This window comes from Marinobacter confluentis (assembly GCF_004785685.1).
Classification (GTDB): Bacteria; Pseudomonadota; Gammaproteobacteria; order Pseudomonadales; family Oleiphilaceae; genus Marinobacter; species Marinobacter confluentis.
Genome location: NZ_SRPF01000005.1, coordinates 33728 through 48477, shown reverse-complemented (window position 1 = coordinate 48477; position 14750 = coordinate 33728). Strand labels below are relative to the sequence as shown.

At 58.5% G+C, this 14750-nt stretch carries 17 protein-coding genes; 13 read left to right on the top strand and 4 right to left on the bottom strand.

Annotated elements, in window-relative coordinates; translation table 11 throughout:
* The first annotated feature begins 105 nt into the window (after positions 1–105).
* From glyA to E5Q11_RS14955, 8 genes are all read left to right on the top strand, one after another.
* Entirely contained in the window at positions 106–1362 is a 1257-nt protein-coding gene (gene glyA / locus E5Q11_RS14990) for a serine hydroxymethyltransferase (RefSeq protein ID WP_135804273.1), read from the top strand.
* Positions 1363–1428: 66 nt separating this feature from the next.
* Positions 1429–1947 carry a transcriptional regulator NrdR gene (gene nrdR / locus E5Q11_RS14985; RefSeq protein ID WP_135804272.1) on the top strand — a complete coding sequence of 173 codons (519 nt, stop codon included), beginning with the start codon at positions 1429–1431 and terminating at the stop codon, positions 1945–1947.
* The gene (gene ribD, locus E5Q11_RS14980; RefSeq protein ID WP_135804271.1) at positions 1944–3059 is read left to right on the top strand and encodes a bifunctional diaminohydroxyphosphoribosylaminopyrimidine deaminase/5-amino-6-(5-phosphoribosylamino)uracil reductase RibD; all 1116 of its coding nucleotides are present in this window, start codon (positions 1944–1946) and stop codon (positions 3057–3059) included. Before nrdR ends, ribD begins: the two co-directional genes overlap by 4 nt.
* Positions 3060–3128: 69 nt before the next feature.
* The gene (gene ribBA / locus E5Q11_RS14975) at positions 3129–4244 is read left to right on the top strand and encodes a bifunctional 3,4-dihydroxy-2-butanone-4-phosphate synthase/GTP cyclohydrolase II (protein WP_135804270.1); all 1116 of its coding nucleotides are present in this window, start codon (positions 3129–3131) and stop codon (positions 4242–4244) included.
* Between the two features lie 55 nt (positions 4245–4299).
* On the top strand, positions 4300–4776 hold the full coding sequence (gene ribH, locus E5Q11_RS14970; protein ID WP_135804269.1) for a 6,7-dimethyl-8-ribityllumazine synthase: 477 nt from the start codon (positions 4300–4302) through the stop codon (positions 4774–4776).
* On the top strand, positions 4776–5252 hold the full coding sequence (gene nusB / locus E5Q11_RS14965; protein WP_135804268.1) for a transcription antitermination factor NusB: 477 nt from the start codon (positions 4776–4778) through the stop codon (positions 5250–5252). The genes ribH and nusB overlap by 1 nt, the downstream gene beginning before the upstream one ends.
* Before the next feature lie 3 nt (positions 5253–5255).
* Positions 5256–6218: a thiamine-phosphate kinase gene (gene thiL / locus E5Q11_RS14960; protein WP_135804267.1), complete on the top strand. Its 963-nt coding sequence runs from the start codon at positions 5256–5258 to the stop codon at positions 6216–6218.
* Positions 6219–6746, top strand: coding sequence for a phosphatidylglycerophosphatase A family protein (locus E5Q11_RS14955; protein ID WP_135804266.1), 528 nt, complete (start codon positions 6219–6221; stop codon positions 6744–6746).
* A gap of 36 nt (positions 6747–6782) precedes the next feature.
* On the opposite strand, the gene E5Q11_RS14950 is transcribed toward E5Q11_RS14955, so the two are convergent.
* A complete protein-coding gene (locus tag E5Q11_RS14950) occupies positions 6783–6986 on the bottom strand; it encodes a DUF6316 family protein (protein ID WP_135804265.1) in 204 nt (67 codons plus the stop codon).
* 238 nt (positions 6987–7224) lie between these two features.
* On the opposite strand from E5Q11_RS14950, the gene E5Q11_RS14945 reads away from it, so the two are divergent.
* Positions 7225–7899 carry a DUF2057 family protein gene (locus E5Q11_RS14945; RefSeq protein WP_135804264.1) on the top strand — a complete coding sequence of 225 codons (675 nt, stop codon included), beginning with the start codon at positions 7225–7227 and terminating at the stop codon, positions 7897–7899.
* A gap of 32 nt (positions 7900–7931) precedes the next feature.
* On the opposite strand, the gene E5Q11_RS14940 is transcribed toward E5Q11_RS14945, so the two are convergent.
* Positions 7932–9461, bottom strand: coding sequence for a WS/DGAT/MGAT family O-acyltransferase (locus E5Q11_RS14940; RefSeq protein ID WP_135804263.1), 1530 nt, complete (start codon positions 9459–9461; stop codon positions 7932–7934).
* Positions 9462–9529: 68 nt separating this feature from the next.
* Positions 9530–10447, bottom strand: coding sequence for a LysR substrate-binding domain-containing protein (locus tag E5Q11_RS14935; RefSeq protein ID WP_135804262.1), 918 nt, complete (start codon positions 10445–10447; stop codon positions 9530–9532).
* Positions 10448–10551: 104 nt separating this feature from the next.
* On the opposite strand from E5Q11_RS14935, the gene E5Q11_RS14930 reads away from it, so the two are divergent.
* Positions 10552–11553, top strand: a complete 1002-nt coding sequence (locus tag E5Q11_RS14930; protein ID WP_135804261.1) for a glutathione S-transferase family protein — start codon at positions 10552–10554, stop codon at positions 11551–11553.
* On the opposite strand, the gene ispB is transcribed toward E5Q11_RS14930, so the two are convergent.
* A complete protein-coding gene (gene ispB, locus E5Q11_RS14925) occupies positions 11554–12522 on the bottom strand; it encodes an octaprenyl diphosphate synthase (RefSeq protein WP_135804260.1) in 969 nt (322 codons plus the stop codon).
* Between the two features lie 239 nt (positions 12523–12761).
* Here ispB and rplU point away from each other — a divergent pair, with 239 nt between their 5' ends.
* The 3 genes from rplU (at position 12762) to cgtA (ending at position 14696) form a co-directional block, all read left to right on the top strand.
* Positions 12762–13073 carry a 50S ribosomal protein L21 gene (rplU, locus tag E5Q11_RS14920; protein WP_135804259.1) on the top strand — a complete coding sequence of 104 codons (312 nt, stop codon included), beginning with the start codon at positions 12762–12764 and terminating at the stop codon, positions 13071–13073.
* A gap of 35 nt (positions 13074–13108) precedes the next feature.
* Complete coding sequence (gene rpmA / locus E5Q11_RS14915; RefSeq protein ID WP_135804258.1) at positions 13109–13369, top strand: 50S ribosomal protein L27; 261 nt, start codon at positions 13109–13111, stop codon at positions 13367–13369.
* A gap of 136 nt (positions 13370–13505) precedes the next feature.
* Positions 13506–14696, top strand: coding sequence for an Obg family GTPase CgtA (cgtA, locus tag E5Q11_RS14910; protein ID WP_135804257.1), 1191 nt, complete (start codon positions 13506–13508; stop codon positions 14694–14696).
* Positions 14697–14750 lie beyond the last annotated feature (54 nt).

Genomic DNA, 14750 nt, shown 5'->3' with positions numbered 1-14750 from the left:
ACGGAGCATTCCACTGAACAACCAGAAGATGATTTTGTACCCCTTTTCAGGCTAGAATAGGCGCCCAAATTTCAGGGCAGCTAAGCACATAGAGGCAGCGCATCCATGTTTAATCGTGATATGAAAATCGCCGGCTACGACGACGAACTCTGGAACGCCATGCAGGCGGAAACCGAACGGCAGGAAGCTCACATCGAGCTGATCGCCTCGGAGAACTACACCAGCCCACGGGTCATGGAAGCGCAGGGCAGCGTGCTGACCAACAAGTACGCCGAAGGTTACCCCGGCAAACGCTACTACGGTGGCTGCGAATTCGTTGATATTGCTGAAGATCTGGCCATTAGTCGCGCCAAGGAACTGTTTGGGGCGGCTTATGCCAACGTGCAGCCCCATTCCGGATCACAGGCCAACTCTGCGGTTTTCATGGCCCTGCTCAAGCCGGGCGACACCGTGCTGGGCATGAGCCTTGCTCACGGCGGACACCTGACTCATGGTGCCAGCGTTAATTTCTCTGGCAAGATTTACAACGCCGTTCAGTACGGTATCGACACTGACACCGGGCTGATCGACTACGACGATGTCGAGCGCCTGGCCCTTGAGCACAAGCCCAAGATGATCATCGCCGGCTTCTCCGCCTACTCACAGGCGCTGGATTTCGCCCGCTTCCGCGCCATTGCGGATAAAGTCGGTGCTTACCTGTTTGTGGATATGGCTCACGTTGCAGGCCTGGTGGCCGCAGGCGTCTATCCGGATCCGGTTCCCCACGCGCACGTGATTGCGACCACGACTCACAAGACCCTGCGTGGCCCACGCGGTGGCCTGATTCTGGCCTGCGACGACGCCGACCTGCAGAAGAAGTTGAACTCCTCGGTGTTCCCCGGCGGCCAGGGCGGCCCACTGATGCACGTGATCGCCGCTAAAGCGGTCTGCTTCAAGGAAGCCATGAGCGACGAATTCAAGGCCTACCAGAAGCAGGTGATCAGGAACGCCAAGGCCATGGCCGACGTGTTTGTTTCCCGCGGTTTTGACGTGATTTCCGGTGGCACCGAGAACCACCTGTTCCTGGTCAGCCTGATCAAACAGGACATCACCGGTAAAGACGCCGATGCGGCCCTGGGCAAGGCTCATATCACCGTTAACAAGAACGCGGTGCCTAACGATCCGCGCTCGCCCTTCGTTACTTCCGGCCTGCGCATCGGTACGCCTGCTGTGACTACCCGTGGCTTCGGTGAGTCCGAGTGTCGGGACCTGGCTGGCTGGATGTGCGACGTGCTGGATAACCTGGAAGATGAAACCGTTAATGACCGTGTGCGCGAGCAGGTAGAAGGCCTGTGCAAGCGCTTTCCGGTATACGCCGGCTGAATAGGGCTGAGCCCGCCGCCGTGTCAGCCATGTGGCTGCTGCGGTGGCCCTCTGGAGTTCCGACTTATGCATTGTCCTTTCTGTGGTGAAGCGGATACCAAAGTGATCGACTCGCGGCTGGTGGCCGAGGGTGATCAGGTCCGTCGTCGCCGGGAATGCCTGTCGTGTCGGGAGCGCTTCACCACCTTCGAGTCTGCCGAGCTGGTAATGCCAAGGGTGGTCAAACAGGATGGCACGCGCCAGCCGTTTGACGAGGAAAAACTACGGTCCGGGCTGATGAAAGCTCTGGAGAAGCGCCCAGTCAGTATTGAAGAGATTGAAGCATCGCTGAACCGGATCAAATTCCGCCTGCGGGCAACCGGCGAGCGTGAAATCAAATCCATGTATCTGGGTGAGGAAGTGATGACTGAACTGCGGCAGTTGGACAAGGTTGCCTATGTCCGCTTTGCCTCAGTCTATCGTAGCTTCCAGGACATTAACGAATTCAAGGAAGAGATTGAGCGCCTGTCTGCGTCATCCGGCGAAGATCCGGTTGATGTTGCCAAGGCACTGGCAGATACCAAGCCGCCCAAGGGAAGTGCATGACCGACAGCCTGGACAGGGCAATGATGGCGCGGGCGGTCCAGCTTGCATGGCGCGGCCGCTATTCGACGCATCCGAACCCCAGGGTCGGCTGCGTGATTGCCCGTGGTGATCGGATTCTCGGGGAGGGTTGGCACGAGCGCGCGGGTGAAGCCCACGCGGAGATCCGGGCGTTGAGCCAGGCGGGCCCAGACGCCCGTGGCGCCACTGCCTACGTAACACTTGAGCCGTGCAGTCATTTTGGCCGTACTCCGCCCTGCGCCAAAGCGCTGGTAGAAGCCGGCGTTGCCCACGTTCATGCCGCCACCGAAGACCCTAACCCGTCGGTGTCTGGCCGCGGGCTGGCCATGTTGAGGGATGCGGGCGTGAAAGTGACACTTGGCCTGCTTGCGGACGAGGCGATGCGGCTGAATCCGGGTTTTATGAAACGTATGAACACCGGTAGGCCGTTTGTGCGCCTGAAGATGGCCGCCAGCATTGATGGCAGAACCGCGATGGCGTCCGGTGAAAGCCAGTGGATTACTGGCCCACAGGCCAGGCAGGATGTTCAACGGCTACGCGCCATCAGCGATGCGATTCTGACCGGGGTCGGCACGGTGCTGGCGGATGATCCGTCACTGACGGTACGACGGGAAGAGCTTGGCGAAATTGGTGATGCGACTGAGCCCTCGCGGCAGCCGCTCAGGGTCATTGCCGACCGGGACGCAAGAACACCGGCAGACGCCACCATACTCCGGGGCGGTAACGTGCAGGTCTTCTGTGCATCGCCAGCGCTGGATACAGCGCCAGCCCAGGACCTGGCAGCATTGGGTATCAGTCTCAGTGGTGTGGCCTGGAAAGACAACGGTATTGATGTCGGCGAACTTCTGGACAGCCTGGGCGAGCTGGGTATCAATGAGCTTCTGGTAGAAGCCGGTCCAACGTTGGCTGGAACCTTTATCAATGAGCGGCTGGTGGACGAGCTCTGGCTTTACCAGGCACCGGTATTCCTCGGCAGTACCGGGCGGCCAACGGCCCATCTGCCGCTGGAATCTATGGCCGATAAAGTGCAATGGAAGGTGCTGGATCGCCGTCAGATTGGTGAGGATCAAAGGTTGATACTCGCCCCGGTCTGACGGACTTACACTCATGGTCTGCGCGGGCGTCGAAACGCGGCCGGCAGACCGCCAAGGTATTTACACAGTATGGCACTGAACAGCATTGAAGAAATCATCGAGGATATCCGCCAGGGCAAAATGGTCATCCTGATGGATGATGAGGACCGCGAGAACGAGGGCGACCTGGTGATGGCGGCGGAGCACTGCACGCCGGAAGCCATCAACTTCATGGCTCGTTATGGCCGTGGTCTGATATGCATGCCCATGACCCGTCAGCGCTGTGAGCAGCTGGGCCTGCCATTAATGGTGGAGCGCAACGCCTCCGGGTTCGGCACCAAGTTTACCCTGTCGATTGAGGCCACTGAAGGCGTAACCACTGGCATTTCTGCGGCCGACCGCGCCAGAACGGTACAGGCTGCGGTCGCCCGCGACGCCAAGGCGTCTGATCTGGTTCAGCCAGGCCACATCTTCCCCCTGATGTCAGATCCTGGCGGGGTACTCAGCCGCGCCGGGCATACCGAAGCCTCCTGCGATCTGGCATCCCTTGCAGGCAGTGAGCCGGCCGGTGTTATCTGTGAAATCATGAACGATGACGGCTCCATGGCCAGGCGCGAGGATCTGGAACGTTTCGCCGAGCAGCATGATCTGAAAATTGGCACCATCGCAGACCTGATTCACTATCGGACCATGAACGAGCGCACGGTCGAATGCGTTGAGCAGAATGACCTGGACACCGAATACGGTGTGTTTAATTTGCGCACCTATCGCGACAGTATCCAGGGCTCAACCCACCTGGCGATGGTGATGGGCAAGATAACGCCAGACGAGCCGGTACTGGTCAGAGTGCACATTACTGACACACTGCGTGACCTGCTGGGCGCGCGGCGGGTGGACTCCCGCAGCTGGCCCCTGCACAGGGCCCTGGCGAAAGTCGCCGATGAAGGGCGGGGCGTGGTGGTGCTGCTTAACAGCGCTGAAGACAGCTACAATCTTGAAGACCGGATTCATGAATTTTTTGAGCAGGGCAACAAATCTGCTGGCAAGGGTAGCTCTGGCGTTTACTTCACCGTCGGCACCGGCTCCCAGATTCTGCGGGATCTTGGCGTTGGCAAGATGCGCCTGCTGAGCCCGCCAATCAAGTTTTCTGCGATCTCCGGGTTTGACCTGGAAGTTGTAGAATACATGCCCTATAACCACCAATGATCTAACCCTGTGGCGCCGGCGAGCGCTTGGCCGGGTCGCAATGAAGGAGCCATTCATGGCAGATGTAAAAATAATTGAAGGTGATTTCACGAACTGCAGCGGTCGTTATGCCCTGGTGGTTGGCCGGTTCAACGGTTTTGTGGTGGAAAGCCTGGTTGAGGGTGCGCTGGATACATTGCGCAGGCACGGTATTGCCGATGCGGACGTCACCATCGTTCGCGTTCCCGGTGCCTACGAAATGCCCCTGGCGGTAAAACGGGTGGCAGAGACCGGAAATTTCGACGCCATTATTGCCCTGGGCGCCGTCATTCGCGGTGGCACACCCCACTTCGAATATGTGGCCGGTGAAGCTGCAAGCGGGCTTGGGGCTGTCAGCCTGGATACGGACGTACCGGTAACCTTCGGTGTGCTGACGGTGGATTCCATCGAGCAGGCCATCGAACGGGCAGGAACCAAGGCGGGCAATAAGGGTGCAGAAGCCGCAATCACCGCGCTGGAAATGGTCAGCCTGTTCAATAAGCTGGGTGAATAATGACCACATCTGACGAAAGCGCCGCCCAACCTGCGCCGACTGGCCAGCCCAAGGCCGGCGATCGCCGTCGTGCTCGAGCGCTTGCAATGCAGGGGCTTTACCAGCGCCATTTTTCCAAGAGCTCAATCACCGACATCGAATCGGAATTTATTGTCGATAACGATATGTCGAAGGTCGATTCTGCCTATTTCCGGGACATCCTCAGGGGCGTCCACCGTGAACAGGAAGAACTGGATCGGCTTATCGGGCCCTTTCTCGATCGCCCGATCCACGAAGTGGACGCCATTGAGCTTGCGATCGTGCGCCTTGGCACCTACGAGCTGAAGCACCGTCTGGACGTGCCTTACCGGGTTGTGATCAACGAAGGCATTGAAATGGCGAAAAAATTCGGTGGCACTGAGGGGCACAAGTTCGTAAACAGCGTTCTGGACAAGCTGGGCCACCGCCTTCGTCTTGCCGAGACCCGTCAACGCTGATCGATGGGTGAATTCGACCTGATTCGTCGGTACTTCCTGCCCGTGGCAAACGCGGAGCGGCATCCATCGCTGGTTCTGGGCCCCGGTGACGACTGCGCGATTCAGCGGGTCGATCAGGGTCAGGAACTGGTGTTTTCAGTGGATACCCTGGTTGAAGGCGTCCATTTTCCGGCAAATTACCCCCCGGAAAAGCTCGCCCGGCGTAGCCTGGCCGTGGCCGCCAGTGATCTGGCTGCCATGGGCGCGGAGCCGGTCTGTTTCACCCTGGCGTTGACCCTGCCGAAAGCCAGTACTGACTGGCTGAAAGCCTTTAGCGCGGGTCTGGCGACGGCATCCCGCGAATTCGGGCTCAGCCTGGCCGGCGGAGATACCACGCGGGGCCCGCTTAGCCTGACGCTTCAGGTGCATGGCACGGTGCCGATTGATGGCGCCATCAAACGCTCGGGCGCACAAGTGGGTGATCTGGTCTGTGTGTCCGGTACCCTCGGTGATGCCGGCGCGGCTCTGTCCCTTCTTGACCAGCCCTCGCCCACGGCCGAACAGGCAGCCCTTCTGGCACGATACCATTCGCCTCAACCCCGGCTCGCGTTGGGTAAGGCGCTACGGGGGTATGCGTCGGCGGCTATCGACATTTCCGACGGTCTGGTCGCCGACCTGGGGCACCTGCTTGAGGCTTCCGGCGCCGGTGGTGTTATCGATACGCACAAACTGCCTTTATCGGATGCCCTGACTGCACTAAGACCCGATGCCCTGCAACTGGCCCTGAACGCCGGGGACGATTACGAGTTGTGCTTCACGATATCAGAGCCATCCCTGGACTCCCTGAATTCGCAAAAAACCCACCCCGAGGCCATGCTTGAGCGACTAACGGTCATTGGTCGCGTGCGGGAAGGGCCCGGTCTTTCACTTGATGGCGTTTCCACTCAGGTGCAATCGGGAGGGTACGATCATTTTGGGAGTCAGTGAATGAATCAGAATGACCAGAGCCCAGAAACAGAGGTCCCAGAGCAGATTCTGCCGCCGGGCTTCCTGAGAGACCCGATTCATCTTCTGGCCTTCGGTTTCGGCAGCGGTGCGGCTGCGCGGGCGCCTGGAACCTGGGGCAGTCTGGCTGCAATTCCGCTATGGCTGGGTTTTGCCTGGGTGCCGCCGGCCGTCTACTGGCTGATTGTGGGCCTTGCCTTTCTGGTGGGTGTCTGGCTGTGCGGTAAAACCGCGTCAGACCTGAAGGTTCATGACCACGGCGGGATTGTCTGGGACGAGTTCGTGGGGATGTGGATTGTTCTGGGCCTGTTCCCGGACAATGTCTTCGGTGTGTTGATGGCGTTTGCGCTGTTCAGGCTGTTCGATGTGGTGAAACCCTGGCCGATCAGTTGGCTGGACCGTTACATGCCCGGCGGGCTCGGTATCATGGTTGACGATGTGGTGGCAGGGTTTATGGCGATGGCATGCCTGTACTCCCTAGACCGGTGGTTGATGCCGGTCCTGGTCTGACGCAGACAGTGCGGACAGTCACCTGCCCCGGCGCTGTTAGTGAATCTGCTGTTCTTCCGGCAATAGCTTCACAACATGCAGAAAGCGCCTGAGCCCAACTTCAGCTCGCTCGCGTGAAGCAAAGGGGCCGCTGTCAAAGCCTTCTCTGGTGGTGAAATACCATTTGCCACCGACACAGAAATAACGGCTGCTGCGAAATGGGGCCGGGCCCTGCTCACCGGTTCGACGTTGCGTATCCATGACTGCTCCTGAGCCTGACCTCGAGTGGACAAAGATCGGGCGACGCGAAATTTCGTAATTCGACTGTTTAAAATTAAATCAATTCCCGCCGAATTCAACATTTTTTTACATTTCTTTGTTCAAGATACTTGATGCAAAAAATTAACCGGTCTTGCTCTGTCGGGTCTGTCTGGTCAGAATGCCGATTCAGGCATTTTTTAACAGCCAACAGGCTGATCATCCGGATAAGGGTACACCCATGAAGAGGCGACACATTCTGTTATCTGTTGAGCGCGTGCGAACCACCTTTCTGGCCCTCCTGGGACTGGCCGTGATCACCGGGTGCAGCTCGGGCATGTCCAGGGTGCAGACCTGGGAAGGCTCCGTTGAAAACAGTGGCCAGGCTGCCGTGCTATCGGCACCGGGAGCGGTCAATATAAGTGAGGTTAACGGTCGTTCCATGACCAGCTTCATGATCGACGACCTGAGCGTAGATTATGAGCTGCTCCCCGGGGAAAATCTGGTGGTATTTACTTACAAGACGATCTGGTCCAAAGCCGAGCGAGTGGATGACGGTGAGTCCAAAGTACACGTTGTGGAAACCCCGAAGCAGACCCTGACGATCAATGCCGAGCCTGGCGAAACCTATCAGTTTGACATTGAAAGGCCGCAGACCCGCGAACAGGCGATGGCTCAGGCGCAGGATTTTCAGGTGGCTCTGGTAGACTCCAGTGGTAACACTGTTGCCACGTCTTCACCCTGGGTTGCCTCGGACAGTCGCCAGGTGGCAAACAGGGCACCAGTCCCGGCTTCCAGAAAACCGGCTGCATCCGCAGACAGCTCGGCCGATTCGACACTTGATCAACTCAAGGCCCTCTGGGGTGATGCTTCTGAAGATGAAAAACGCGAGTTTCTGCGCTGGGCTTTCGAGTAGCCCAGGCTGCGCCCAGGAAAACCGGCCGAAACCTAACTCCGGAATCGGTTAACGGTTTTGCGCAGTGCGCCCTCCATCAGATTCAGGGCGTCATCCATCAAGGTAGGGTGAACCTCAGTATCGAACCCGGTCTCTGCGGGTTCATCCTCAAGGCTGACGGCTGACCGCTCGATTGCATCGAGGCTTTCTTCCAGTAATCCCGCCAGTGTTTCGCCCTTTGCCACCACGTCCGGGCAGAGGGTGAAATTGATCGTCAGTGTCCCCTGATAGCTGACTGCCACAATAACCAGACCCATGCTGTCGAACAGAGGCGCCGTGTTGAACTGGGCGGTCAGCCTGGCTCCCTGTAAATAAAGCGGAACCTGGGGCCCAGGCACATTGGTGATCGGCAGGTTGAAAACCGGCTGGTACCGTTGGGCAATCTGGAGCTCTGAGTACAGCCTTGCCGACAGTGCCAGCATGGTGGAAGGCAGAAGCTCGGTAAGGCGGTCAGCGGCAATGGCTTCACGGTAGGGTTCGGATTCGACGGCATTCCAGTGAATCCGGCGGATGCGCCGGGCAGGGTCCGGTTCACTGGTGGCCAGGTCCAGCAGCATTGCCGACATCTGGTTTCCCGTCGCCTTGCGCAGGCTACTTGAACGTACCGAGATGGGCGTCATGGCCACTAGCGACCGATCCGTTTTCATGCCCTGCGCCTGCATATAGCGCCGCAGGGTCTCTGCACACAGGCCCAGCACCACATCATTGAGCGTGACGTTGCCAAGGGTTGCCTTGATGGCCTTGAGGCGCGACAGGTCGACACTGCTGGACACAATTTCCCTGTTGGCGGTGATCTGGCGGTTGAATGGGCTCTGCGGCGCCGAAAACAGAGGAAAGGGCAGCGGCAGTTTTCGCATCTGTTTCTGGATAATGCCCCGTGCTGTTGCTTCGGCCGCGCTGAATGCCACCGAGGTAATCTGCAATGGTTTACGGGCCAGATTTGCTCCCGCCTGCAACATGACCCGCTCGTCCGATGGCGCCGGTCTCGCCGACCAGGCCCGGGGCGGATCAATTCGGCGTGGGTCGGGGCTGTATTCCAGTAACTTGGCAATGATTTCCTCGCCGCTGAACGCATCGATGGCGGCGTGGTGCAGCTTGACGATCAGGGCAAATCCCCTCTGACTGTCAGCTGCCCCGGCATTGCGGAATCCGTCAACGAAGGTGATGTGCCAGAGCGGCCGATCCCTTTTCAGGGGCTGCTCCAGAATGCGAGACGCCAGTTTCATCAGGCTGGACTGATCGCCGTTTTCCCCGAGGTTCACATAGGCCAGGTGCCGCTCGATGCTGAAATCCGGGTCGTCAATCCAGTAGGGGCGGCCCAGGCGGAAGGGTATCTCTTTAAGGCGCTGGCGAAATAGCGGAACAACGTGCAGCCGGCTGCGTAGATAGGCCACAAAAGTACTGAATGCCAGCGGTGTGTCGCGGTCTGCGGCATCAAACAGATAGATGCCGCCGATGTGCATAGGGGCGGTTTCGGACTCCAGATAGAGAAAAGAAGCGTCCAGTTCCGACAGCTGCCGCATGGTTTGAGAACTCCGTTCAGTGTAAGCGCGTCGGAGCAGTATAAACGAGCCGGGGGCAGGGCTGTTAATCAGTGGGCGCTATCCAGCCAGTCGGAGATGGCCGGGGAGCTGGTCAGCCTTTCCCAGAACCACATCAGTGCCTTGCCCTGATCTTCAGAATGGCGGGCAAGATGCAGCATGATGGGCTGTCTCGGCTCGTGGACCTCGAGGCCGATCAGGTCACCGCTTTCCAGAAGTGAGCGCACCCGGGGTTCTGGAAGCCAGCCCACGGCCAGCCCGGCTTTCTGAACGGCGATTTTCTGTTCGATATTGGCAACGGTCAGCGTGCGCTGGCGGCGGAAGATCCCGGCATTGCCCGGTGGCAGAGATCGGGACGTGTCTGCTGCAACGGCGGCCGGGAATGCCGCTATGTCGGCTTCCGTTAACGGTTGCCTGGCGCTGGTAAGGGAATGGCCCGGCGCAACAGCGTAAACGAACGACATTTTGCCCAGAGGACTGGTGGTGAAGGCTCCGGCCGGCTTGCTCATCTGGTCGGCGCCCACGATCATGTCAATCCGGCGGCTTTGCAGAGCGTCCCAGGAGCCGGCGAACACTTCCTCGACCAGCTGTACCTCCACCGGTACGCCAAGGTCGTAGAAATCACGAACCGCATCGAACAGGCATTCTGCTGGCAGCAGGGAATTGAAACCGATCCGCAGCCTGGTTTCCCAACCTTTGGCCACCTGTTGCGTGGTGTGCGCCAGGGTTTCTGCGGCTTCAAGCAGGCTCCGCCCCTCTTCCAGCAGATAACGGCCGGCCGGCGTAAGCGCTGCCCGGTGTCCGGTGCGGTCGAAGATGGCGACGTTCAGGTCTTCTTCCAGTTTCTGGACGGTGTAGCTGATGGCCGAAGGTACCCGGAAAAGTTCGCTGGCTGCCCCGGCGAAGCTACCTTTGCGGTCGATGGCGTCGAGAACCTTGAGGGCGTCTATGGTAATGGCTGTGTGCATGTTCGAATTATCTGATTGTGTTGGCCAGAATTGATTGTTTGAGAGCGTAGCAGGGTCCTCGGTATTCTGCCTTCACTTTCTAATGAACAGACCTTGAGGGCTTTATGGGACTTCTCGTTGACGGCAAATGGCACGATCAGTGGTACGACACCTCAAAAACCGGCGGCAAATTCGAACGCGAAGCTGCCAGATTTCGCAACTGGGTAACGGCTGATGGCTCAGCCGGGCCTGACGGTGAGGGAGGCTTTCCCGCAGTGCCCGGGCGTTACCATCTCTACGTGTCCATGGCCTGCCCCTGGGCCCACCGGACGCTGATTTTTCGGGCGCTTAAAGGGCTTGAGAAACACATTTCAGTGTCTGTTGTGCACCCGGACATGGTCGAGAACGGCTGGGAGTTTCGGCCGGACGACCCCACACACCGGGACGATGTGAACGGTAAGCGGTTTATGTACGAGGTGTATCTGGAAGCTGCGCCAGACTATTCCGGTCGGGTAACTGTGCCAACCCTCTGGGACAAGGAAAAGCGAACCATTGTCAGCAATGAGTCCGCAGACATTATCCGGATGTTCAATTCGGCCTTCGACGGGCTGGAAGGCGTGCGCAGCGACCTGGACTTTTACCCGGAAGCCTTGCGCGGCGAAATTGACGAGGTGAACGAGCGGGTCTACCACACGGTGAACAATGGCGTTTACAAGTCCGGCTTTGCAACGGCGCAGGACAAGTACGAGGAGGCTTACAACGCTCTGTTTGACTCGCTGGACTGGCTGGAAGACCGGCTGTCTTCCCAGCGCTATCTGGCAGGTAATCGGCTGACCGAGGCGGACTGGCGCCTGTTCACCACGCTGATCCGCTTTGATGCGGTCTACTACAGTCACTTCAAGTGCAATCGTCAGCGAATTTCGGATTTCCCGGCGCTGTCCGCTTATGTGCGGGATCTTTATCAGGTGCCAGGCGTGGCGGAGACGGTGGATATCCGCCAGATCAAGCAGCATTATTACGTGAGCCAGCGGACCATCAATCCGACCCAGATTGTGCCGGTGGGACCGGCGTTGGATTTTGAATCGGCCCATAACCGCGGAACTCTGGGGCCGGATTTCAAGGTTTGATTAGCTAACCCGCGCGACCGCCACATCAGTCAGCAGCGCCAAGGCCTCTTTGTGGTCAGAGTCCGGGAGGATCTGAAGGCAGGCGGCAGCCAGCCTAGCCTGCTCTTTGGCCTTGGCCATGGTGTATTCCAGGGCGCCTGAGCTTCTGACAATGTCCAGAATTGCCGGCAGGTCATCCAGCCCGCCCTTGCGGATGGCCTGACGGATCAACTGCTTTTCGTCTGCCGTGCCTTTAGCCATGGCGTAAATCAGTGGCAGGGTGGGCTTGCCCTCGGCCAGGTCATCCCCGACATCCTTGCCCATTTCCTCGGCGTTGCCCTGGTAGTCCAGCAGGTCGTCCACCAGCTGGAATGCCAGGCCGAGGTGTTTGCCGTAGTCCCGCAGGGCGTTTTCCTGTTGCGGGTTTGCGCCAGCGAGCAGGGCGCCGGTATGTGAAGCGGCCTCGAACAGCATGGCCGTCTTGTTGTGAATAACCTCCATGTATTTGGCCTCGGATACATCCGGGTTCTTCACGTTCATCAACTGAAGCACTTCACCTTCGGCAATCACGGCGGTGGCGTGCGACAGCACGTCCATAATGCGCAGATTCTGCAACTCCACCATCATTTCAAAAGCCCGGGCGTAAAGGAAATCACCGACAAGCACACTCGGGGCATTGCCCCAGCGGGCATTGGCGGTGCTGCGGCCACGACGCAGGTCTGAGGTGTCGACAACGTCATCGTGAAGCAGGGTCGCGGTGTGCAGGAACTCAATCACCGCCGCAAGCTTGAGATGATCGTGACCTTTGTAACCAACCGCTTGGCTGGATAGCAGAACCAGCAGCGGGCGAAGACGCTTGCCACCGCTTTCAATGATGTACTGGGCAATTTTTTCAACCAGAGGGACGTCTGAGGCGAGACGCTTGATAATCAGATCATTGACCCGGCTGAAGTCGTCCGTGACGGTGTCGTAGATTCGCTGGGCTGTCATGGGGTTGATCCGGTTCCTTTTTTGGTCCTGCGGATGGCAGTAACCGTAATGTTGGCAGGTCGCGCAATGCTAGGTATTGCACACATCAGTGTCAACTTGGCTTGTGTTGCCCTGAGTCTTTTCGTACAATCACGCGCCCAACTCATCCCAACCTGCGCTCCCTGCTATAGGGTTGCCAAAGCGCTTCCCTTAGAACCAGGTGGAAAAGAGCAGGGATGGGTCAATCGCGGAGAAGATTAATGTACGCAGTTATTGTTAGCGGTGGCAAGCAGCACCGGGTAAAGGAAGGCGAAACGCTGAAGCTTGAAAAGCTGGAAGTGGAAACAGGTGGAAGCATCGATTTCGATCGCGTTCTGCTGGTTGCCGATGGTGACAAGGTTCAGGTTGGCGCGCCGGTTGTAGACGGTGCCAAAGTGACCGCTGAAGTGGTTAGCCACGGCCGTCACGACAAGATCCAGATCATCAAGTTCCGTCGCCGGAAGCATTCCATGAAGCGTCAGGGCCACCGTCAGTGGTTTACTGAAGTCAAGATCACGGGTATCAAGGGCTGAGGCTCTGAAACACCCCTTAGATAAGGAGGCTTGTAATGGCTCATAAAAAAGCAGCAGGTAGTACCCGTAACGGTCGCGATTCCGAGTCGAAACGACTTGGTGTGAAGCGCTACGGCGGTGAAACCGTTTCCTCGGGCAGCATCATTGTTCGTCAGCGAGGAACCCGTTTCCACGCCGGCCAGAACGTTGGCCTGGGCAAGGACCACACCCTGTTCGCAACCGCGGAAGGGCAGGTCAAGTTCGAAGTCAAAGGTCCCGACAACCGTAAGTTTGTGAGCATCGTTCCAGCGGCGTAAGTCGCGGCGATCTCAGGTTCTGTCGAACCTTGGGCGGTGCTGATAGGATAACCTGTCAGCGCCGCCCGGAGCCCCGCAAAGCTTCCCAGAGGCTGCGGGGCTTTTTAGTTTATGCGCCAGGCGCAAAGGGTTGATCATGAAATTTGTAGACGAAGCCACCATCATTGTTGAGGCGGGCAAGGGCGGCCACGGTTGCCTGAGCTTTCGCCGTGAAAAATACGTGCCCAAAGGCGGCCCCGATGGTGGCGATGGCGGCGACGGTGGGTCTGTGTTCCTGGAAGCCGACAGTGCACTGAACACGCTGATTGACTACCGGTTCCAGCGCAAGCACAAAGCCGAAAACGGCCAGCCGGGTTCTGGCCGCAATTGCAACGGCATCAAGGGCGAAGATCTGGTGCTGCCGGTGCCGGTTGGCACCACCGTTGTGGATATGGATACCCACGAAGTACTGGGCGACCTGACGCACGCCGGTGAGCGTCTGAAAGTAGCCCAGGCCGGGTTTCACGGACTAGGGAACACCCGCTTCAAATCCTCAGTCAACCGCGCCCCACGTCAGACCACCAAAGGCTCCGAAGGCGAACTTCGCAACCTGCGTCTGGAACTGAAAGTGTTGGCCGACGTCGGTCTATTGGGTATGCCCAACGCCGGTAAATCCACCTTTATCCGTTCGGTGTCGGCGGCCAAGCCCAAAGTGGCCGACTACCCGTTCACTACCCTGGTGCCAAACCTGGGTGTTGTCAGCGTTCAGGCTCACCAGAGCTTTGTCATTGCCGACATCCCAGGCCTGATTGAAGGAGCCGCAGAGGGCGCTGGGCTGGGTATCCGGTTCCTGAAGCATCTGGTGCGTACACGCCTGCTGCTCCACCTGGTCGACGTGGCGCCCTACGACCAGTCATCGCCCGTGGACAGCGTTCGCGCGATCGAGCACGAACTGGAAAAATTCAGTGAAACCCTGGCCAACCGCGAGCGCTGGCTGGTGCTGAACAAAGTCGACATGCTGTCCGAAGAAGACCGTGACGCCCACTGCCAGGCGATTGTCGATGAGCTTGACTGGAAAGGCCCGGTATTCTGGATTTCTGCGCTGAGCGGTGAGGGCACCAAGCCGCTGACCCAGGCGGTGATGCGCTGGATCGAAGATCTGGCCCGGGAAGAGGCAGAGAACCCAGAGTTCGCAGAACGCGAAGCGGCACGCCGTCGCCAAATGGATGAAGAGGCACGCGCAAGAATTGAAGCCGAACGTCAGATCCGCCGCGAAGCCCGTCAGGACGGCGATGATGACTTCGACGACGATGATTACGATGTGGAAGTAGTTTACGCTCCTGAGTGATAGGGCTTGTTGTTTGAATTAACTGCAAAGTACCGCCGGGCGGGCAGGCATCTG

Coding starts and splice junctions, on each gene's coding strand:
- glyA (WP_135804273.1), top strand. CDS start 106: ATGTTTAATCGTGATATGAAAATCGCCGGCTACGACGACGAACTCTGG.
- nrdR (WP_135804272.1), top strand. CDS start 1,429: ATGCATTGTCCTTTCTGTGGTGAAGCGGATACCAAAGTGATCGACTCG.
- ribD (WP_135804271.1), top strand. CDS start 1,944: ATGACCGACAGCCTGGACAGGGCAATGATGGCGCGGGCGGTCCAGCTT.
- ribBA (WP_135804270.1), top strand. CDS start 3,129: ATGGCACTGAACAGCATTGAAGAAATCATCGAGGATATCCGCCAGGGC.
- ribH (WP_135804269.1), top strand. CDS start 4,300: ATGGCAGATGTAAAAATAATTGAAGGTGATTTCACGAACTGCAGCGGT.
- nusB (WP_135804268.1), top strand. CDS start 4,776: ATGACCACATCTGACGAAAGCGCCGCCCAACCTGCGCCGACTGGCCAG.
- thiL (WP_135804267.1), top strand. CDS start 5,256: ATGGGTGAATTCGACCTGATTCGTCGGTACTTCCTGCCCGTGGCAAAC.
- E5Q11_RS14955 (WP_135804266.1), top strand. CDS start 6,219: ATGAATCAGAATGACCAGAGCCCAGAAACAGAGGTCCCAGAGCAGATT.
- E5Q11_RS14950 (WP_135804265.1), bottom strand. CDS start 6,986: ATGGATACGCAACGTCGAACCGGTGAGCAGGGCCCGGCCCCATTTCGC.
- E5Q11_RS14945 (WP_135804264.1), top strand. CDS start 7,225: ATGAAGAGGCGACACATTCTGTTATCTGTTGAGCGCGTGCGAACCACC.
- E5Q11_RS14940 (WP_135804263.1), bottom strand. CDS start 9,461: ATGCGGCAGCTGTCGGAACTGGACGCTTCTTTTCTCTATCTGGAGTCC.
- E5Q11_RS14935 (WP_135804262.1), bottom strand. CDS start 10,447: ATGCACACAGCCATTACCATAGACGCCCTCAAGGTTCTCGACGCCATC.
- E5Q11_RS14930 (WP_135804261.1), top strand. CDS start 10,552: ATGGGACTTCTCGTTGACGGCAAATGGCACGATCAGTGGTACGACACC.
- ispB (WP_135804260.1), bottom strand. CDS start 12,522: ATGACAGCCCAGCGAATCTACGACACCGTCACGGACGACTTCAGCCGG.
- rplU (WP_135804259.1), top strand. CDS start 12,762: ATGTACGCAGTTATTGTTAGCGGTGGCAAGCAGCACCGGGTAAAGGAA.
- rpmA (WP_135804258.1), top strand. CDS start 13,109: ATGGCTCATAAAAAAGCAGCAGGTAGTACCCGTAACGGTCGCGATTCC.
- cgtA (WP_135804257.1), top strand. CDS start 13,506: ATGAAATTTGTAGACGAAGCCACCATCATTGTTGAGGCGGGCAAGGGC.